Genomic DNA, 17,956 nt, shown 5'->3' on the forward strand with positions numbered 1-17,956 from the left:
GCTGCGCGCCGCCGTGGGGATCCCGGGCTTCGCCTCGGGTCGCAGCGGCGTCACAGCCTGCCGCGGCGAAGCCGCGGAAGGGCAACGGGTGGGGGCGGCCGCAGCGGGCGGCCTGCGACCCGGCGCCGGCTAGGATCAGCCGAGCGTCAGCCCGCCATCCACCGTCACCGTCTGGCCGGTCACCATGGCCGCGCCGGCGAGCAGGAACAGCATCACCTCGGCCAGGTCGTCCGGCGTGCAGCGGCGCTTCAGCAACGCCTTCTCGATCGAGCCGCTGCGCTGCTCGTTGGTCCATTCGATCGCCCAGGCGCTGTCCACCGCCCCCGGCGCGACGGCATTCACCCGCACCTCCGGCGCCAGGGCGCGGGCAAGGTTCTGGGTCAGGCTGACCACGCCGGCCTTGGTCGCGCCATAGGCCAGGGAGGAGCCGACCTGCCCGAGCCCGGCGATCGAGGCGGTGTTGACCACCGCGCCCTTCGCCGCCCGCAGCGCCGGCGCCGCCGCCTTGGTGCAGCGGAAGACGCCGACCAGGTTCACCTGCACCACCTCGTTCCACAGCGCCTCGGTGATGCGGTCGAGCGCGACGGGCGGGATGCTGGTGCGGGTGCCGGGCGTGCCGGCATTGTTCGCCAGGTAGTCCAGCCGGCCGAGCTCCTGCACCGCCTGCTCGACCAGGCGCGGCGCATCCGCGGCATCGCCGACATTGCCGGGCGCGGCGATGACATCCAGCCCCTCGGCGCGCAGTCGCTCCACCTGCTCCGGCCCGCGCGGGTCGTCGGCGAGGTGGTTGATCGCCACCTTCGCCCCGTTGCGCGCGAGCTGCGTCGCCAGCGCCAGGCCGATGCCGGAGGCCGCGCCGGTGACCAGCGCGGCCTTGCCGGTCAGCTCGTAGCGGATCACAGGTCGCGCTCCGTCCCGGCCATCACGCCGATCTCACGCATCGCCCGCTTCAGCGCGATCAGCCGCCGGTCGCGCTCCTCGAAGAGCTGCGCCGGGTCGCCCGGCCAGTCGTAGTAGCCGGCGCCGGCCAGCACGCCGGTGCGCCCCTCGGCGATCAGCGCATCGAGCGTCGGGCTGCTCTCCCGCGGCTCGGGCGGCGTGTAGCTCTTGTTGCGCGCGACCGCCTGCAGCAGCGGCAGGCCGGTGAAATCCGCCTTGGCGTAGACGCCGAGGATCTGCAGCCGCAGCGCCAGCCCGTGGATGATCGCGGCATCGATCTCGGGCGCCGTCGCCACCCCCTCGTCCAGCAGGCTCTGCACCTCGTTGCTGATCGCCGCCTGGATGCGGTTGGCGACATAGCCGGGGACGAATTTCTTCAGCCCCAGCGGCTGCTTGCCCATCGCCTTCAGCAGGCCGAAGACCTGCTCGAAGGCCGCCGTCTCGCAGCGCGGCCCGGGGATCATGTCCACCAGGTCGACCAGATAGGGCGGCGTGTACCAGTGGGCGATCATCGCCCGCGCCTGCCGCCGCTCCGGGATCAGCGGAAAGACGTCGAGATAGCTGGTGTTGCTGGCGAAGATCGCCTCCGCCGGGGCGCAGGCATCGAGCCGCTCGTAGAGCGTGCGCTTCGCCTCCGGCACCTCGATGATCGCCTCGACGATCAGCTCGGCGCCGTCCACCGTCTCCTCCAGGCTCTCGTGCCGCGTCACCGCCTGCGCCAGATGCCCCGAGGTCCAGTCCTTCGGCGCCTCGCCGCCCTCGATCAGCGTCGCCAGCGCCGTCTCCATCAGCCCCTGCGCCCGGGCGAGCGTCGCCGGGTTGCTGTCGGTCAGCCGCACCCGGTGCCCGCCGAGCGCGAAGACCAGCGCCAGCGCATGCCCCATGGTGCCGGCGCCGATGACTGCCACGCGTGCCATGTTCCCACTCCTTCTCCGTCCGAACGCCGCCCGATGCCTCGCCTCACGGCGTCCAGGGCTCGGGCGCCCGGCAGTCGATGTCGGTGACGACATCGACCACCACCGTCTCCTCGGCCGCCACCGCCTCGGCCAGCGCGCCGGCGAGGTCGCGCGGATGCTCGACGCGGATGCCGCGCAGCCCGAATTGCCGCGCCACGCCGGCGAAATCCGTCGGGCCGAAGCGCAGCACCTGCTCCGCCGCCGCCGGCCGGTTGCCGGCCTGCCGCAGATAGCCCGGCCAGCCCTGGCCGAAGCCGGAGTTGTTGTTCACCACCAGCACCACGGCGATGCCGCGGCGCTTCGCCGTCTCCAGCTCCGGCAGGTGGTAGTAGAGCGCGCCGTCGCCCGACCAGCAGACCACCTTGCGCCCGGGCGCCGCGCATTTCGCGCCGAGCGCCGCCGGGAAGGCCCAGCCGAGCGAGCCGGCGGCGCGCAGATAGGTCTGGCCCGGCGCGAGATCGACCAACGTGCCGGTCCAGATGCCGGAATAGCCGGTATCGGCCACCAGGATGCCATCCGCCGGCAGCGCCCGCGTCACCTCGGCGCAGAGCCGCGCCGGGTCGATCGCCACCGCCTCGCTGGCCAGCCTTGGCGCGATCTCCCGGTGCCAGGCGGCGCGGATGCCCTGCGCCTCGGCGAGGAAGGCGCCGTCGCGCGCCGCGCCGCCGAGCGCCGGCAGCAGCGCCTCCAGCACCGCCCGCGGGTCGCCGAGCAGGGCGACCTCGGTCGCGTAGCTGCGCTCGAATTCCAGCGGATCGGCATCGACCTGCACGATGCGCGTGCCCGGCCGCGGCACCCGCCAGCCATGCGTCACCTGGTCGCCGGTGTCGCAGCCGACGAGCAGCACCAGCTCGGCCGCATGCAGGATGCGGTTGGCCGGCGGCGCGGAATAGCTGCCGACCACGCCGATATGCAGGGGGTGCCGCGTGTCGATCAGCCCATGCGCGCCGAGCGAGGTGGCGACCGGCGCCCGCAGCGCCTCGGCGAGCGCGAGCAGCGCCGCGCCGCAGCCGGACAGCGCGGCGCCGTCGCCGGCGACGATGGCGATGCGCTGGCTCGAGCGCAGCGCCTCCGCCGCCGCCCGCAGCATGGCCGGCTCCGCCTGCGGCCGGTGCCGCGGCGCCGTCCAGCCGGCGAGCGCGGCCGGCGGCTCCCCGGTCTCCGTGGTCTCGACGAACTCGCCCATCAGCCCGTTCAGGTCGAGATGCACCGGCCGCGGCGGCACCGAGACGGTGGCCGACCAGGCCTGGCGGAACTGCCGCGGCAGGTCGGCCGCCTCCTGCACCTGCGCCGAAAGCTTCGTCACCGGCGCCGCCAGCGGCGCATGCGCCACTTCCTGATAGGCGTTGCGGTGCTGGTGGCCGATCGGCTTGCGGCCGGTGATGGCCAGCACCGGGCTGCGGCCGAGCCAGGCATCCTGCAGCCCGGCGATGAGGTTGGCGGCGCCGACCGACTGCGCCGCGACGATGCCCGGCCGGCCGGAGACCCGGCCATAGCCATCGGCCATGTAGACCGCCGCCTTCTCGGTATGCGCCAGCACCGGCTGCACGCCCAGCCGCTCCATGTCGAGCAGGCTGCGCCGCAGCACCGCATCGACGAAGAAGACATGCGTCTGGCCCGAATCGCGCAGGCTGCGCACCAGCCACTCATGGCCCATCATCGGCCATGCCTCCGCATTGCCATCGCCCGGCATCCCTCCGCTTGTCGTTCTCCGTGCCGGCGCGATACTGCCGCGGGATGGGAGGAAACCCAATGGCCGATCTGCTGATCCAACACGGGCGGGGCCCCGGGCTGCGCTACCAGGACATCGAGAACGCGGGCGATGTCTGGCATTGGTGGGAGGCGCCGCCCGCCGATGCGGGCGGGGGCGTCCCCTATGCCGCCATCGCCGCGCTCGGCGATGTGAGCCGGCCGGCGCCCTTCCTCTACACCGTCGAGCTCGACATCGCCGAGCCGGACCTGCCGGCGATCTACGAATGGTACGAGCAGGAGCACCTGCCGCTGCTCACCGCGGTGCCGGGCTGCATCGGCGGCACGCGCTACCGCCGGCTCGATGGCGGCGCGCCGAACCTGCTCGCCGCCTACCGCTTCGAGCGGCCGGAGGTCAACCAATCCCCCGAATGGATCGCCGCCCGCAGCACCCCCTGGTGCGAGCGCGTGCGGCCGCTCTTCCGCAGCACCCGCCGTTTCGTCCGCCGACTTATCGATTGAAGCGGCCGCGCGCGAGTCGCTAGCCTCCATGTGGGAGCCGCGCCCAGACGCGGCCCCGCGGGAGAGGAGACGACAGGATGCGCATCGCACCGCGCCTGGCCGCGCTGGCGGCCGGGCTCTGGCTCTGGCCCCTGCTTTGGGCCGGACAGGCGGCCGCCCAGATCCAGATGCTGATCCCCTGGCCGGCCGGCGGCGGCACCGACATCATCGGCCGGCTGATCCAGCCCGTCTTCGCCGAGACGCTCAGCGCCCAGCTCATCATCCGCAATGTCGGCGGCGCCACCGGCACCATCGGCACGGCGGAGGTGGCGCGGTCGAAGCCGGACGGGCTGACCCTGATGCTCACCTCCATGGCGCCCATCGCGGTGCAGCCGAGCTTCCGCAGCAACCTGCCCTACAAGGCCGAGGACCTGGCGCCGGTCTGCCTCATCGCCGAGGCGCCGCTGACGCTGATGACGCCGAAGACGACGGGGCTCCGCAGCGTCGCCGACATTGCCGCGCGGGCCAGGGCGGCGCCCGGCCAGCTTCCCTATGCCTCGGGCGGCGTCGGCGGGCTCGGGCACCTGGCGATGACCGGGCTGACGCGGGCGCTCGGCGTCGAGATGAACCACGTGCCCTTCCGCGGCTCGGGCGACAGCGTGCTCGCCATGCAGTCCGGCACGGTGCTGCTGCTGGCGGCCGAGGCCAATCTCGTCGCGCAATACGGGTTGCAGGCCATCGCCGTCTTCGCCGAGCGGCGCAGCCCGGACACGCCGGATGCGCCGACCTTGCGCGAGCTGGGCCATGACCTGGTCTACCCGCTCTGGACCGGCCTCTTCGCCCCCGCCGGCACGCCGGAGACGGTGCTGGCGCGGATCGACGCCGCCTGCGCCACCATGCTGCGCACGCCGAGCGTGGTCGAGGGCATGCCGCGCGCCTCGCACCCGATCCGCTACCTCGACCGCCGCGCCTTCGGCGACTATGTGCGCTCGGAAGTGGCGAAATATGCCGAGCTGATCCGCGCCTCCGGGCTGAAGCCGGGCGAGTAGCGGAGGCTCAGCCGGCGGGCCGCTTGCGCAGCAGGTAGCGGTGCCGCCCGTCCAGCACCTGCACGCCGTGCTGGTTGTGGATGCTGGCGGCGAGGCCGAGGATGCCGGTGCTGCGCTGCGGCACCAGCTCGTCCACCACCAGCAGCGGGTAGAGCGTGTCGCCGAGGATCACCGGGTGCAGGAAGCGCGTGGACTGCTCGAGGAAGCCCTTCAGCGACTCCTCGACCATATGCGGGAACAGCCCCGCCCCGGCGCAGGTCTGGATCGCCACCTGATAGCCATGCGCCAGCATCCCCGGCAGCCCATGCGCGCGGCAATACTCGGCATCGTAGTGGATCGGGTGGTTGTCGCCCGAGGCGGCCTGGAAGGCGGCGAAGAGGCCGCTGGTCATGGTCCAGCTCGGCAGCGGGAAGCGCTCGCCGAGGGTGAAATCCTCGAACCAGCGCTGCGCCGGGACAAGGCGGTGCGCGCGCGGATCGAAGCTCACCGCGTCACATAGCCCATGGCGCGGTCGCGCGCCCGCGCCGCGGGGTCGCGCGCCGCCGGGTCGCCGAAGCCGCCGCCGCCCGAGGTCTCCAGCCGCACCCGGTCGCCCTGCCGCAGCGGGACGTTGTCGGATTTCGGCGGCAGCGGGCTCTCGGCGCCGTCCCGCGTCAGCACCAGCCGCCCGACCGAGGCCGCGTCGCCGCCCGCGAGGCCATAGGGCGCATGGACGAAGCGGTCCATGTTCGCGGTGAAGAAGCAGCGCGGGCTGTCGATGCGCCATTCCCGCAGCAGGCCGAGCCCGCCGCGCCGCGCCCCCGCCCCGCCGCTGTCCGGCAGCAGGGCGTAGCGGGTGACGGTGAGCGGCGCCTGCGCCTCGATCATCTCGATCGGGATGTTGCTGTTGTTGTGCATGCCGGCCGAGAGGGCGTTGACGCCATCCTTCGCCGGATGCGCGCCGGTGCCGCCGATCTCGATCTCCACCAGCACCTCGCGCCGCGCATCCGCGGCGACGGTCTGGAAGGTGCAGACATAGGAATTGCCGTAATAGGCGGCGGGGATGCGGTCCGGCACCGCCTGGTGCAGGGCGCCGAACATGGCGTTCAGCAGCCGGTGCGTCACCGCGATGCGGTGCACGACCGGCGCCGGATGCCGGGCATTCACCACCAGCCCCTCGGGCGCGATGGTCGTCACCGGCCGGTAGCAGCCGGCATTGGCGGCGAAGGGCTCGTCGCAGGCGCACATGACGGCGAACATCACCGCGGCGTTGCTGCTGGCGAGCGTCGCGTTGGTCGGCCCCTGCACCTGCGGCGAGCAGCCGGAGAGATCGACCGAGATGGCGTCGCCCTGGATCGTCAGCGCCACATGCAGCCGGATCGGCTGGTCGAGGTCGATGCCGTCATCGTCCAGCCAGTCGGTGAACTCATAGGTGCCGTCCGGCATGCGGGCGATGGCGGCGCGCATCGCCTGCTCGCTCATGTCGAGGATGCGGCGCCCGGCCTCGATCATCCCCTCGGCGCCGTAGCGGCTGGCGAGGCGGCGCAGCGCCGCGGCGCCCACCTCGAGCGAGGCGATCTGGCTCTGCAGGTCGCCGAGCAGCAGGTCGGGCTTGCGGATGTTCTGGCGGATCATCGCCCAGACCGCCTCGTTCCGCCGGCCCTTCTCGATCAGCTTCAGCGGCGGGATGCGCAGCCCTTCCTGGAAGATCTCGATCGCCTTCGCCGCGTAGCTGCCCGCGACCAGCCCGCCGACATCGATATGGTGGCAAAGCGTGCCGACGAAGGCGATGCGCCGGCCCTCATGGAAGACCGGCTTGAAGGCGCAGATATCCGGCAGGTGCTGGCCGCCGCAATAGGGGTCGTTGGAGATGACGACATCCTCCGGCCCCCAGGTCTCCGGGTCGATCCACCGGTCCAGCAGCTCGCGCAGGAAATGCGACATGCTGTTGAGGTGGCTCGGGATGCGCGCCGATTGCGCCAGGTTGTTGCCCTCGGCATCGAAGACGGCGGTCGAGTAGTCCAGCAGCTCGCGCACGATGGTGCTGCGGCTGGTGCGCCAGACGGTGACGTCCATCTCCGCCGCCGCGGCGGTCAGGGCGTTGCGGATCACCTCGATCTCGATCGGGCCGAGCGTGGCGGCACTCATGCGTCGCTCCGTGCGATCAGCGCGCCCGCCGGGCCGAGCGCCGCAGTCCAGCCGCGGCCGATCCAATGGGTGGCGAAGGGTTCCTCGACGATGGCGGGGCCGGTGATGCGGTCCTCCGGCGGCAGCGCCTCGCGGTCCCAGACCGGCACGTCACGCCAGGCGCCTTCCTCGAAGACGCGGCGGCTGCCCTTCAGCGCCGGCCGCGGCGCCGGCACCGGCTCCGCCGCCTCGGGCTTCGGCAGCCGGCCGGTGGCGATGGCGCGCAGGGTGACGATCTCCACCGCCTCGGCCTCGTCGGCATAGCTGAAGCGCTGCCGGTGCGTCGCGTGGAAGCGGGCCAGCAGCGGCGGCAGCGCGCAGGCCTCGGGCCAGGGCACCAGCAGCTCGAAGGCCTGGCCGTGATAGCGCATGTCGGCGGCGATCGCGATCTCGCGCCGCTCCGCCGGCACGCCGTCCCGCGCCAGCCCGGCCTCCGCCTCGGCCCGCAGCCCGGCGACCAGCGCCTCGATCGCCGGCAGGCTGGCGGGCAGCGCCGGCATCACCCGCGAGCGGGCGATGTCCTGCACCAGGTCGGAATAGAGGATGCCATAGGCCGAGAGCGTGCCCGGTTCCCGCGGGAAGATCACCTCGCGGATGCCCATCTCGGCCGCCACCTCGGTCGCGTGCAGCCCGCCGGCGCCGCCGAAGGAGAGCAGCGCGAAGTCGCGCGGATCGAGCCCCTTCTCGAACAGCGAGAGCCGCACCGCGGCGCCGAGATTGGCATTCGTCACCGTCAGCATGCCCTGCGCCGCCGCCTCGACCGGCAGGCCGAGCGGCGCGCCGACCCGGGCCTCGATCGCCGCCCGCGTCGCCGGCATGTCGAGCCGCATCATGCCGCCGAGGAAGTAGTCGGGGTCGAGCCGGCCGAGGGCGAGGTTGGCATCCGTCACCGTCGGCTCCGTCCCGCCGCGGCCATAGGCGACCGGGCCGGGGCGCGAGCCGGCGCTGCGCGGCCCGACCGTCAGCCGCCCGCCGGAATCGACGCCCGCGATGGAGCCGCCGCCGGCGCCGATGGTGCGCATCTCCACCATCGGCAGGCGCACCGGCAGCCGGTCGATCTCGCCCTGCGTCACCACCGAGACGCGGCCGCCCTGCACCACCGAGACATCGTAGCTGGTGCCGCCCATATCGACGGCGACGAGGTTCGGCCGGCCCAGCAGCGCGGCGATCCGCCCGGCCGCCAGCGCCCCGCCGGAGGGGCCGGAGAGCAGCAGCCGCGCCGGCTGCTCCGCCGCCTGGCGCAGGCTGCAGACGCCGCCATTCGACTGCACCAGGAAGACCAGGGGCCGGAACCCGCCTTCCCCGAGCCGGGATTCCAGCCGGTCGAGATAGGCCTTCACCACCGGCACCAGCAGGGCATTCAGCACCGTCGTGCTCGCCCGCTCGTATTCGCGGATCTCGGGGCTGATCTCGCTGCTGAGCGAGACCGGCAGGCCCGGCCGCGCCGCCGCCAGCAGGGCCTTCAGCCGCTGCTCATGCGCCGGGTTGGCGTAGCTGTGCAGCAGGCAGACCGCCACCGCCTCGGCGCCCAGCGCCTCCAGCCGGGCGACCAGGCCAGGGATCGCCGCCTCGTCCAGCGCCCGCTCCGGCGTGCCGTCGGCGCGCATCCGCTCGGCCACGCCGAGCCGGCGGTCGCGCTCGATCAGGCAGGGGAAGGGATCGAGGTCGAGCCGATAGAGCTCGCGCCGCACATGCCGGGTGATCTCCAGCACGTCCTCGAACCCCTCGGTGGTCAGCAGCACGCCGCGGGCGAGCCTGCGTTCCAGCACCGCATTGGTGGCGATGGTGGTGCCGTGCAGCAGCAGCCCGACCTCGGCGAGGGCGAAGCCGAAGCGCCGGGAGGCCTCCTCGACGCCGCGCAGCAGCCCGATGGAGGGGTCCTCCGGCGTCGTCGGCGTCTTCCAGGCTCGCACGCTGCCGTCGCGGGCATCGAGCACCTGCAGGTCGGTGAAGGTGCCGCCGATATCGACGGCGATGCGGACGGGTCGCTCGCTCATGCGCTACCCCATAACCCGTGGCAGCCAGAGCGCAATCCCCGGCCAGACCATCAGCAGCGCGACGGCCAGCAGATAGGCGGCGAGGAAGGGCGTGACGCCGACGAAGACATCGGTGATCGGCCCGGCCCGCGGTCGCATCCCCTGCAGCACGTACATCACCGTGCCGTCCGGCGGGCTGATCTGCGCGATCTCGACCAGCATGGTCACCATCACGCCGAACCAGACCGGATCGTAGCCGAGGGCGGTGACGATCGGGAAGACCACCGGCACCGTGGTGATGATCATGGAGAACCCCTCCATGAAGGTGCCGAGCGCCAGGTAGAGCGCCAGGATGCAGCTCATGATCGCCCAGGGCGGCAGCGGCAGGTGGCCGATGAACTGGGCCAGCGCCTGCGGCACGTTGATCGCCGTCAGCAGGTAGTTCAGCAGATAGGCGCCGAAAATGATGAGGCCGAGCAGCGCGGTGTTGCGCGCCGTCGCCTCGGCGCTCGCGTTCAGCAGCCGCAGGCTGAGCTTGCCCTCCACCGCCGCGAAGCCCGCGGCGCCGACCACGCCGAGCGCCGCCGCCTCGGTCGGCGTCGCATAGCCGGCATAGATCGAGCCCAGCACCAGCAGCATCAGCAGCAGCGTCGGCACCAGGTCGAGCAGCGCCCGCAGCTTCATCCCGAGCGGCAGCGCCGGCGGCCGCTGCAACGGGCTGGCCATGCCGTGCCAGAGGATCACCAGCAGGAACAGACCGGTCACCAGGATGCTCGGCAGCAGCGCCGCGATGTAGAGCGCGCCGACCGAGGTCTCGGTGATCAGCCCGTAGATGATGAAGGTGATGCCGGGCGGGATCAGGTTGCCGAGCGCGCCGCCGGCGGCGAGCGAGCCGAGCACCATGCGCTGGCTGTAGGCCGAGTTGTTGAAGTAAGGCAGCGCGACGGAGCCCATGGTGGCGGCCGTCGCCACCGAGGAGCCGGAGATCGCCGAGAAGACGGCGCAGGAGACGATGTTGGTGTGCAGCAGCCCGCCCGGCAGGCGGTTCAGCCAGACATTCAGCGCCCGGTAGAGCCGGTCCGAGAGGCCGGCGCGCAGCAGTATCTCGCCCATCAGCAGGAAGAGCGGCACCGCGACCAGCACGAAATTCGAGGACGGCCCCCAGAGAGTCTGCCCCGCGAAGGCCCACCAGGGCCGGTCCGAGAAGGTCAGCCCGATCAGGATGCCGAGCAGGCCGAGCACCGCGGCGATGTAGACCCCGGCGCCGAAGAACAGGATGAAGACGCCGGTGAGCGCCAGGATCTCCATCACCGGCACCGCCTCGCCGCCGGTGGCGGCGGCGAAGAGGGCCGCCGCCAGCAGGGCGAGCAGGAAGACGACCGCGATCATGCCGAGAGGCTCCGCTTCAGGCCGGGCGGCGCCTCGGCCGGCGGCCGCGCCCCCTCGCGTGCCATCTCCACCGCCTCCAGCGCTTCCGCCGTCTCGTCCTCGAGGGTGCGGGAGCCGAGCAGCCGGTCGAGCTCGCCGGCGCGGCCGAGCAGCAGGGAGAGCACGGATTCCAGCACCAGCGCCGCGATCATGGCGCAGAAGACCAGGATGCCGAAGCCCCAGATGCCCTGCGGCAGGGCCAGCGGGATGCGCAGCGCGCTGTTGTCGTGCGCCTCGAACAGCAGGCTCTCGTCCAGCAGCGCCCAGGCCGCCCAGGCGCAGAACAGCGCGAAGCCGAAGAGCAGCAGCAGCGAGACCAGGTGCAGCACGGAGCGGAAGCGCAGCGGCAGCCGGTTCACCCAGACATCGACGCGGATATGCGCCCGCCGCGCCAGGGTGTGGGCGAGGCTCCAGGCGATGCCGCCGGCCAGCATGTAGCCGGTGACCTCGGTGGTCGCCGCCGAGGAGAAGCCGAGCAGGCTGCGCGCCACCACGTCGAAGGTGATGAAGAGGGCGCAGAGGATGTAATTCCAGCCCGCGAGATAGGCCATCACCGCGGCGAAGCCGGCGATGCCCTGCCGCAGCCGCCGCGCCGCCCGCAGCGGCGCGGGCAGTCGCGCCCCGCCGCTCACCCGCCGAAACGCACGCCGGCGATCGGCGCGATCACCTGGTTTAACACCTCGCCGCAGCGGGCGCCGCAGCGCTTGACGAAGCCGGGCAGCACGCTTTTCTCCAGGATCTCGCGCAGCGCCGCGCGGTCGGCCGGCGTCGCCGCCACCTCGGCGATCGGCTTGCCGGCGAGGCTGTGGATCTTGCACTCCTCCGCCTTGCCGATGGCGCAGTCGAGACCGTCGCGCGTCGCCGCGGCGCCGAGCGCCCATTGCTTCTCGCTGACCTCGGCGAGCGTCGCCTCCACCGCCGCCCGCACCGTCGGGTCGAGCCGGTTCCACCAGGCGATGTTCACCATGTAGCCGGCCAGCGCCCAGGAGATGGGCAGGTTGGAGACATGCGTCGTCACCTCCGTCCAGCGCGCCGCGACGCCGCTGCCGGTGCCGGTGATGGCGCAATCGACGACGCCGCGCTCCAGCGCCGAATAGACCTCGGGGAAGCCGATCGAGACCGGCTGGGCGCCGAGCGCGGTGAAGAAATCCACCAGCGAATTGCCGAAGGTGCGGATCTTGCGGCCCTTGAGGTCGGCCAGGCTGGCGAAGGGCTGGCGGCACCAGACCACCTGCGCCGGGAAGGGGTAGATCAGCATCAGCCGGGCGCCGAAGCGCTCCAGGTCCTTGTTGACCACCGGCAGCATCGCCTCGGCGATCCGCTTCGCCGTGCCGATATCGGGCGCGAGGCCGGCGAGATCGACGCCGTCCAGGATCGGCACGTCGCCCGAGAGGGTGGTCAGCGTGCTGGCGCCGATATCCGCCTGGCCGGAGCGGACGAGGCGCACCAGCTCGGTGCCGGAGAGATTGCGCTCGGCATGGGTCGAGAGCTGCACCTCGATGCGGCCGTTGCTCGCCTTGGCCAGCCCCTCTTTCAGCACCGGCACGTCGACGCGGGTGAATTGCGGCTGCGTCGGCAGCGGCTGGGTGACGGCGACGATCGTCACCTTCGGGCCGGGCGGCACCGCCTGCGCCATGGCGGGGCCAATGGGGAGGCCAATGGCGAAGCCGGTGGCAAGCAGCGCCGCGGCGCCCAGAACCCAACTCCTCATGCGCTCGGCCCTTCCTGCAGCGTAATGGCGATGTTGCCGAAACCGTCCAGCGCGGCGCGCGCGCCCGGCGGGACCAGGCAGGTGCAGTCGTATTCCTCGATGATCGCCGGCCCGACGACCGGACTGACAAGCGAGGACCGTGCCAGCACCGCCGTCTCCCGCCAGCCGAGCTCGCGGCCGAAATAGGCGCGGCGGCTGGCCTGGGGCGGGCGGATGCTGCGCGGCGAAAGGCGCTCCGGCAGGCGCGGACGGTCGGGCAGGCCGGTGCCGATCACCTGCAGGGTGACGAACTCCACCGGCTCCCCGGCGCCGGCGCGATGGCCATAGGTGCGCTCATGCTCGGCGCCGTAGCGCTCCTCGACGATCTCCGGCCCCTCCCCCGCGGCGAAGCCGACCTGCAGCTCGAAGGACTGGCCCTGGTAGCGCAGCGTCGCGCCGCGGCGGATGGCGATGCGCTCCGGCGGGAAGCCCTGCGCCCGCAGCCGCGCCCGCGCCTCCGCCTCCAGCGCCGCGGCGGCCGCCTCCAGCGCCGCCGGGTCGAGGCCGCGCGCCAGGTGCCGCCAGGAGCGCGAGAGATGCAGCTCGACATCCGAGGCGAGCAGGCCGAGCGCCGAGAAGACGCCGGCCGAGGGCGGCACCACCACCCGCCTCATGCCGAGCGCCCGCGCCATGCCGGCGGCAAACAGCGGCCCGTTGCCGCCGAAGGCGACGAGGGCGAAGCCGCGCGGATCCCGCCCGCGCTCGGAGGAGACGGCCTTGATGGCGCGGATCATGTTCGAGGCGGCGATCAGATGCGCGCCATGCGCCGCCTCCTCGGGGCTGAGGCCGAGCGGCGCGGCGACCCGTTCGGCGATGGCGGCGCGCGAGGCGGCGGCGTCGATCGGCAGGGCGCCGCCGACCAGCGCCTCCGGGTTCAGGTAGCCGAGGACGACATTGGCATCCGTCACCGTCGGCTGGGTATTGCCCTGGCCGTAGCAGACCGGCCCCGGCCAGGCGCCGGCGCTCTCCGGCCCCACCTGCGGCGCCCCCGCGGCGTCGAGCCAGATGAGCGAGCCGCCGCCGGCGCCGACCTCGGCGAGGTCGATCGCCGGCACCTTGAGCTGGTAGCCGGCGCCCGAGAGCAGGCGCGAGCCGACCATGATGCCGCCGCCGACGCTGTACTCGCCGGCCCGCGTCACCTCGCCGCCCTCGATGACGCCGGCCTTGGCCGTGGTGCCGCCCATGTCGAAGGAGATGGCGTCGGCGAGGCCGATGCGCCGCGCCAGCATCTGCACGCCGATGACGCCGGCGGCCGGCCCGCTCTCCACCACATGCACCGGCAGCCGCGCCGCCTCGGCCGCCGGCATCAGCCCGCCCGAAGACTGCATCAGCAGCAGCGGCGCGGCGAGGCCGGCCCCCTGCAGGTCGCGCGAGAGGGCGGTGAGGTAGCGGCCGAGGATGGGGCCGAGATAGGCATTGATGACGGTGGTCGAGCTGCGCTCGTACTCCTTCATCTCCGGCAGCACCTCGACGCTGAGCGAGACCGGCAGGCCGGGGGCGAGACGGGCGACGATCTCGCCGATCCGCCGCTCATGCGCCGGGTTGGCATAGGCATGCAGCAGACAGACGGCGATGGCCTCGACGCCCTCGGCGAGGAGCTGCGCGACGGCCGCCTCCGCCGCCGCCTCGTCCAGCGGGTGCTCCACCTCGCCGCGCACGTTCACCCGCTCCGGCACGCCGAGGCGGAGATGCCGCGGCACCAGCGGCGCCGGCTTCTCCCAGCGCAGGTCGTAGAGGCGCGGCATGCGCAGCGTACGGATCTCCAGCACGTCGCGGAAGCCCTCGGTGGTGATGAGGCCGGTCTTCGCCCCCTTGTGCTCGAGGATGGCGTTGGAGGCGACGGTGGTGGCGTGCAGGATCTCCTCCACCTCGCCCGGCGCGATGCCGGCCTCGGCGAAGAGCGCGCCCAGCCCCTCGACGATGGCGCGGCCATAGTCGCCGACCGAGGAGCTGACCTTGCGGGTGCGCAGCGCGCCATCCGTCCCGATGGCCACGAGATCGGTGAAGGTGCCGCCGATATCGGCCGCGACGCGCCAGCTCATGCCAGGCGCTCCCGCGTCACGGCGGGCAAGGGCCCGGGCCGCGCCGCCTGCCGCTCCGCCCGCAGCGCCGCGGTCGCCGCCGCATCCACCCGCCAGTCGGGCGTGAGCACCACGCCGTAGTCGCGCCGCGCCGCCTCGGGCGAGACGAGGCCGTTGCGGGCGTCGCGCAGCACCAGGGCCGGGTCGCGCGCCAGCGGGTCGCCCCAGCCGCCGCCGCCCGGCACCTCCAGGCGGGAGATGTCGTCGCGCTTCAGGGTGATGCAGAATTTCGAGGGCAGCGCCTCCGTCACCCCGTCCCGCACCAGCCAGTTCATCGAGGGCGCGCCGGCGCCGCCGCCCTGCAGGCCGAAGGGCAGGAAGGCGCGGCGGTCGGCCCGCACCTGCAGCACGCCCTCCTCCTCGAGGAAGCGGTATTCGCGGCAGAAGGGCGCGCCGCCGCGATACTGGCCAGGGCCCATGGTGTCGGGCAGGAATTCGTAGCGGGTGATCTGGATCGGCTGCTCCGCCTCCGTCACCTCGATCGAGGGCGAGGCCATGTTGGCGAACATGTGGCTGTTGCCGTCGCAGCCATCGGCGAAGGGCCGGCCGCCCCAGGCGGAGCAGGTGAAGTCGACATAGATGAAGGGCTCGCGCCGCACCCCGTCGCCGCCCGGCGGCCGCCGCCAGCCGCCGACCGAGACGCCGAGATTGCCGCCATCCCCGGCGGCGCCGACGCGGTCCGGCAGCATCTGCGCCAGGGCGCCGAAGAGGCAATCGACCATGCGGAAGCCGGTGAGGCCGCGCGCCGCGCAGGCCGCCGGCAGCACGGCATTGGCGATGCTGCCCTCGGGCGCCACCACCTCGATGGCGCGGAAATACCCCTCGTTGTTCGGGATGTTGGCCGGCAGGATGCTGCGGATGCCGCAATAGCTGGCCGAGCGGGTGAAGCTCAGCGTGTTGTTGATGGCGCCCTTCACCTGCGGGCTGGTGCCGGTCCAGTCCACCAGCATCCGGTCGCCGCGCTTCTCGACCCGCACGCGGAGCGGGATCGGCTTGCCCAGCTCGACGCCGTCGTCGTCGATATGGTCCTCGAAGCGCCACTCGCCATCCGGCAGGTCGCGCAGCGCCGCGCGGGTCAGCGCCTCGGCATGGTCGAGCAGCGCCCCCATGGAGAGCCGCGTCGTCTCGACTCCGACGCGCGCCACCAGGTCACGGAAGGCGCGCTCGGCGATGGTGCAGGCGGCGAGCTGGGCGCGGAGATCGCCGAAGACCTTCACCGGCACCCGCACGTTGCGCTCGATCAGCGCCCGCAGCGTCTCGTTCATCCGGCCGCGCTCGTAGAGGCGGAGCGGCGGGATGCGCAGCCCTTCCTGGAAGATCTCGGTGCTGTCCGAGGCGTTGGAGCCCGGCACCCGGCCGCCGACATCGGTGTGGTGGCAGATGGTGGCGGCGATCGCCAGCCGCTCGCCGCCCATGAAGATCGGCTGGAAGAGGAAGATGTCGGGCAGGTGCATCCCGCCCTCGAAGGGATCGTTGAGGACGAAGATGTCGCCCTCCGCCATGCTGTCGCCGTAGCGGCGCAGCACCGCGCCGAGCGCCTCGGGGATGCTGCCGAGATGGCTCGGCAGGGTCAGCCCCTGCGCCACCAGCCGGCCCTGCCCGTCGCAGAAGGCGGTGCTGTAGTCCATGTTGTCCTTCAGCACGGCGGAATAGGTCGTGCGATGGACGGTCAGCGCCATCTCGTCCGCGATGGAGAAGAGAGCGTTGCGGAAGAGCTCGAACTCGATGGGGTCGATCGCCGTCGCTGTCATGCCCTGCCCTTCCGTCGCGGGCGCAGCTTGGCACGGGCGGGCGGCGGCGCCACCCCATCACCTGGCGGCCATGCAGGGCCGCCGGACCGGCCTTGCCCGCGGCGCGAGCAGCGGGGCGCCGCGTCTGCATCAGGGCGGGGCGAAGCGCTTCGACCAGACCGGGCGGCCGCCCACCGTCGCCAGCACCTTGCCGGCCACCCGCAGGAAGCCGGGCGGCGGCCAGCGGCGCGGGATGTCAGCGATCGCGCGCCAGATGCGGCGGAACAGCCATTCGGACAAATCCGGGTCGGGCATCATCCAGGGCACCATCGGCAGCGCCGTGTAGAGGCCGAGCCGGCGGGCCAGCACCAGGCCGCGCATCTGCAGCAGCCGCATGGCGCGGCGGGCGGCGCGGCAGAGCCAGTATTCGATGGCCCGCAGCGCCGGCGGGCAGCGCCGGTCCGCCAGCGCCTCCAGCAGCCGCAGCCAGAGCCCGGCATGGGTCAGGCGGCGGAAATGCCGGCCGACCGTGTCCGGCTTGCCGAAGCGCTCCGGCAGCAGCCGCCAGGGGAGGTCGGCGACGGCCATGTGCAGGATGGCGTCCATCCGCCCGCGCGGATCGGCGAGCGGCCGGCCGGGCAGCGCCGCATCCCGCAGATGCGGCAGCAGCGCCGCCCATTCGGCATCGGAGAGCGGGGCCCAGTCGCGGCGCGGGGTGAAATGCGGCATGCGGACCCCTCCCGGTGACGGGGCCGCACGATAGACATTTATTCCTGTTGCGTCAAGCTCGTTCCGACGACGCCGGTGGTCAGAGCATGGTGACGCGGCCGGTCGCCAGCTCGTAGATCCCGCCCCGCACCGCCAGCGCGCCGCGCTGGATCAGCGGCGAGAGGAGCGGCGAGCCGGTCCGCAGCACCTCCACGCTGTGCCGCACATTCGCCTCCAGCGCCCGGCGGGCCAGGTCGCCGCCCGTCTCCTTCAGCGCCGGCTCGATCCCCGGCTTCATCGCGGTGACGAGGCCGGCGATGCTGCCGGGCAGGTCGTTCCCCTTCTGCAGGGCCTGCACCGTCGCATCCACCGCGCCGCAACTGGTATGGCCGAGGACGAGGATGGCCTTGGTGCCGAGCACCGCGGCGCCGAATTCGAGGCTCGCCAGCCCCTCGGGCGTGACGAAATTGCCGGCGACGCGCACGACGAAGAGGTTGCCCGGCGCCTCGTCGAAGACCAGCTCCGGCGCCACGCGGGAATCGGCGCAGCCGAGCACGGCGGCGTAGGGGGCCTGCCCCGCGGCGCGGCGCACGCGCTTGGCCGAGACGTCCCGCGCCTTCGGCGTGTTCGCGGCATAGCGGGCATTGCCGGCGGCGAGCCGCGCGAAGGCCGCGCCCGGATCCTCCGCGGCGCGCGCCGGCGGCTGGGCGCTGGCCGGGGCGGCGAGCTGCGTCACCGCCAGGGCGCCGAGACCCGCGGCGAGGAGCCCTCGCCGCCCCGTCGCGGGCTTGCAGCAATGGCACATGTGCCGTCCCCTCCCTTTCGATATGCGAAGACCAGCCCGAAGGCGCTCCGTCGTCGCAGGACACTACACCCGGAGCAACGGCATGCCCTTGGCGCCGCGTCCCGCATCGGACCCCGGCGTCCCAGCGATCGCCGTCGAGGCCGCGGAGGCGACCGCAGTCGGCCGCTGCGCCTCGACT

At 73.0% G+C, this 17,956-nt stretch carries 15 protein-coding genes; 2 read left to right on the plus strand and 13 right to left on the minus strand.

The features are described 5' to 3' along the window. Window positions 1-135: 135 nt before the first annotated feature. Genes DOO78_RS10945 through DOO78_RS10955 form a run of 3 tightly spaced genes read right to left on the minus strand, consistent with a single transcriptional unit; the run spans window position 136 to window position 3,555 of the window. Window positions 136-900 carry an SDR family NAD(P)-dependent oxidoreductase gene (locus DOO78_RS10945; RefSeq protein WP_111469797.1) on the minus strand — a complete coding sequence of 255 codons (765 nt, stop codon included), beginning with the start codon at window positions 898-900 and terminating at the stop codon, window positions 136-138. After that, complete coding sequence (locus tag DOO78_RS10950; protein WP_111469798.1) at window positions 897-1,856, minus strand: 3-hydroxyacyl-CoA dehydrogenase family protein; 960 nt, start codon at window positions 1,854-1,856, stop codon at window positions 897-899. Before DOO78_RS10950 ends, DOO78_RS10945 begins: the two co-directional genes overlap by 4 nt. 43 nt (window positions 1,857-1,899) lie before the next feature. Then, window positions 1,900-3,555, minus strand: coding sequence for a thiamine pyrophosphate-binding protein (locus tag DOO78_RS10955; RefSeq protein ID WP_165838835.1), 1,656 nt, complete (start codon window positions 3,553-3,555; stop codon window positions 1,900-1,902). A 92-nt stretch (window positions 3,556-3,647) separates the two neighbouring features. On the opposite strand from DOO78_RS10955, the gene DOO78_RS10960 reads away from it, so the two are divergent. After that, window positions 3,648-4,106 (plus strand): hypothetical protein, encoded by a 459-nt coding sequence (locus DOO78_RS10960; protein ID WP_111469800.1) that lies wholly within the window; start codon window positions 3,648-3,650, stop codon window positions 4,104-4,106. Window positions 4,107-4,183: 77 nt separating this feature from the next. Further along, window positions 4,184-5,134, plus strand: coding sequence for a Bug family tripartite tricarboxylate transporter substrate binding protein (locus tag DOO78_RS10965; protein ID WP_111469801.1), 951 nt, complete (start codon window positions 4,184-4,186; stop codon window positions 5,132-5,134). 7 nt (window positions 5,135-5,141) lie between these two features. Here DOO78_RS10965 and DOO78_RS26940 read toward each other — a convergent pair whose 3' ends face one another. From DOO78_RS26940 to DOO78_RS11010, 10 genes are all read right to left on the minus strand, one after another. After that, on the minus strand, window positions 5,142-5,621 hold the full coding sequence (locus DOO78_RS26940; protein ID WP_243634506.1) for a MaoC family dehydratase: 480 nt from the start codon (window positions 5,619-5,621) through the stop codon (window positions 5,142-5,144). After that, entirely contained in the window at window positions 5,618-7,261 is a 1,644-nt protein-coding gene (locus DOO78_RS26945; protein ID WP_123060018.1) for a hydantoinase B/oxoprolinase family protein, read from the minus strand. Before DOO78_RS26945 ends, DOO78_RS26940 begins: the two co-directional genes overlap by 4 nt. Beyond that, window positions 7,258-9,297 carry a hydantoinase/oxoprolinase family protein gene (locus tag DOO78_RS10975; protein WP_111469803.1) on the minus strand — a complete coding sequence of 680 codons (2,040 nt, stop codon included), beginning with the start codon at window positions 9,295-9,297 and terminating at the stop codon, window positions 7,258-7,260. Before DOO78_RS10975 ends, DOO78_RS26945 begins: the two co-directional genes overlap by 4 nt. A gap of 3 nt (window positions 9,298-9,300) precedes the next feature. Continuing rightward, on the minus strand, window positions 9,301-10,665 hold the full coding sequence (locus DOO78_RS10980; RefSeq protein WP_111469804.1) for a TRAP transporter large permease: 1,365 nt from the start codon (window positions 10,663-10,665) through the stop codon (window positions 9,301-9,303). After that, on the minus strand, window positions 10,662-11,336 hold the full coding sequence (locus tag DOO78_RS10985; protein WP_165838836.1) for a TRAP transporter small permease subunit: 675 nt from the start codon (window positions 11,334-11,336) through the stop codon (window positions 10,662-10,664). The genes DOO78_RS10980 and DOO78_RS10985 overlap by 4 nt, the downstream gene beginning before the upstream one ends. After that, window positions 11,333-12,415 carry a TRAP transporter substrate-binding protein gene (locus DOO78_RS10990; RefSeq protein ID WP_111469806.1) on the minus strand — a complete coding sequence of 361 codons (1,083 nt, stop codon included), beginning with the start codon at window positions 12,413-12,415 and terminating at the stop codon, window positions 11,333-11,335. Before DOO78_RS10990 ends, DOO78_RS10985 begins: the two co-directional genes overlap by 4 nt. Next, a complete protein-coding gene (locus tag DOO78_RS10995) occupies window positions 12,412-14,496 on the minus strand; it encodes a hydantoinase/oxoprolinase family protein (protein WP_111469807.1) in 2,085 nt (694 codons plus the stop codon). The genes DOO78_RS10990 and DOO78_RS10995 overlap by 4 nt, the downstream gene beginning before the upstream one ends. Continuing rightward, window positions 14,493-16,286 carry a hydantoinase B/oxoprolinase family protein gene (locus DOO78_RS11000; RefSeq protein WP_111469808.1) on the minus strand — a complete coding sequence of 598 codons (1,794 nt, stop codon included), beginning with the start codon at window positions 16,284-16,286 and terminating at the stop codon, window positions 14,493-14,495. The genes DOO78_RS10995 and DOO78_RS11000 overlap by 4 nt, the downstream gene beginning before the upstream one ends. A gap of 129 nt (window positions 16,287-16,415) precedes the next feature. After that, the gene (locus tag DOO78_RS28570) at window positions 16,416-16,994 is read right to left on the minus strand and encodes a transposase (protein WP_111469809.1); all 579 of its coding nucleotides are present in this window, start codon (window positions 16,992-16,994) and stop codon (window positions 16,416-16,418) included. Between the two features lie 79 nt (window positions 16,995-17,073). Further along, complete coding sequence (locus tag DOO78_RS11010) at window positions 17,074-17,778, minus strand: carbonic anhydrase (protein ID WP_111469810.1); 705 nt, start codon at window positions 17,776-17,778, stop codon at window positions 17,074-17,076. Between the last annotated feature and the right edge of the window lie 178 nt (window positions 17,779-17,956).

This window comes from Roseicella frigidaeris (assembly GCF_003258945.1).
GTDB classification, from domain to species: Bacteria; Pseudomonadota; Alphaproteobacteria; order Acetobacterales; family Acetobacteraceae; genus Paracraurococcus; species Paracraurococcus frigidaeris.

Bases quoted from the DNA above. Each gene is read 5' to 3' on its own strand.
- DOO78_RS10950 (WP_111469798.1), bottom strand. From the start codon at position 1,856: ATGGCACGCGTGGCAGTCATCGGCGCCGGCACCATGGGGCATGCGCTG.
- DOO78_RS10955 (WP_165838835.1), bottom strand. From the start codon at position 3,555: ATGATGGGCCATGAGTGGCTGGTGCGCAGCCTGCGCGATTCGGGCCAG.
- DOO78_RS10960 (WP_111469800.1), top strand. From the start codon at position 3,648: ATGGCCGATCTGCTGATCCAACACGGGCGGGGCCCCGGGCTGCGCTAC.
- DOO78_RS10965 (WP_111469801.1), top strand. From the start codon at position 4,184: ATGCGCATCGCACCGCGCCTGGCCGCGCTGGCGGCCGGGCTCTGGCTC.
- DOO78_RS26945 (WP_123060018.1), bottom strand. From the start codon at position 7,261: ATGAGTGCCGCCACGCTCGGCCCGATCGAGATCGAGGTGATCCGCAAC.
- DOO78_RS10975 (WP_111469803.1), bottom strand. From the start codon at position 9,297: ATGAGCGAGCGACCCGTCCGCATCGCCGTCGATATCGGCGGCACCTTC.
- DOO78_RS10980 (WP_111469804.1), bottom strand. From the start codon at position 10,665: ATGATCGCGGTCGTCTTCCTGCTCGCCCTGCTGGCGGCGGCCCTCTTC.
- DOO78_RS10990 (WP_111469806.1), bottom strand. From the start codon at position 12,415: ATGAGGAGTTGGGTTCTGGGCGCCGCGGCGCTGCTTGCCACCGGCTTC.
- DOO78_RS10995 (WP_111469807.1), bottom strand. From the start codon at position 14,496: ATGAGCTGGCGCGTCGCGGCCGATATCGGCGGCACCTTCACCGATCTC.
- DOO78_RS11000 (WP_111469808.1), bottom strand. From the start codon at position 16,286: ATGACAGCGACGGCGATCGACCCCATCGAGTTCGAGCTCTTCCGCAAC.
- DOO78_RS28570 (WP_111469809.1), bottom strand. From the start codon at position 16,994: ATGCCGCATTTCACCCCGCGCCGCGACTGGGCCCCGCTCTCCGATGCC.
- DOO78_RS11010 (WP_111469810.1), bottom strand. From the start codon at position 17,778: ATGTGCCATTGCTGCAAGCCCGCGACGGGGCGGCGAGGGCTCCTCGCC.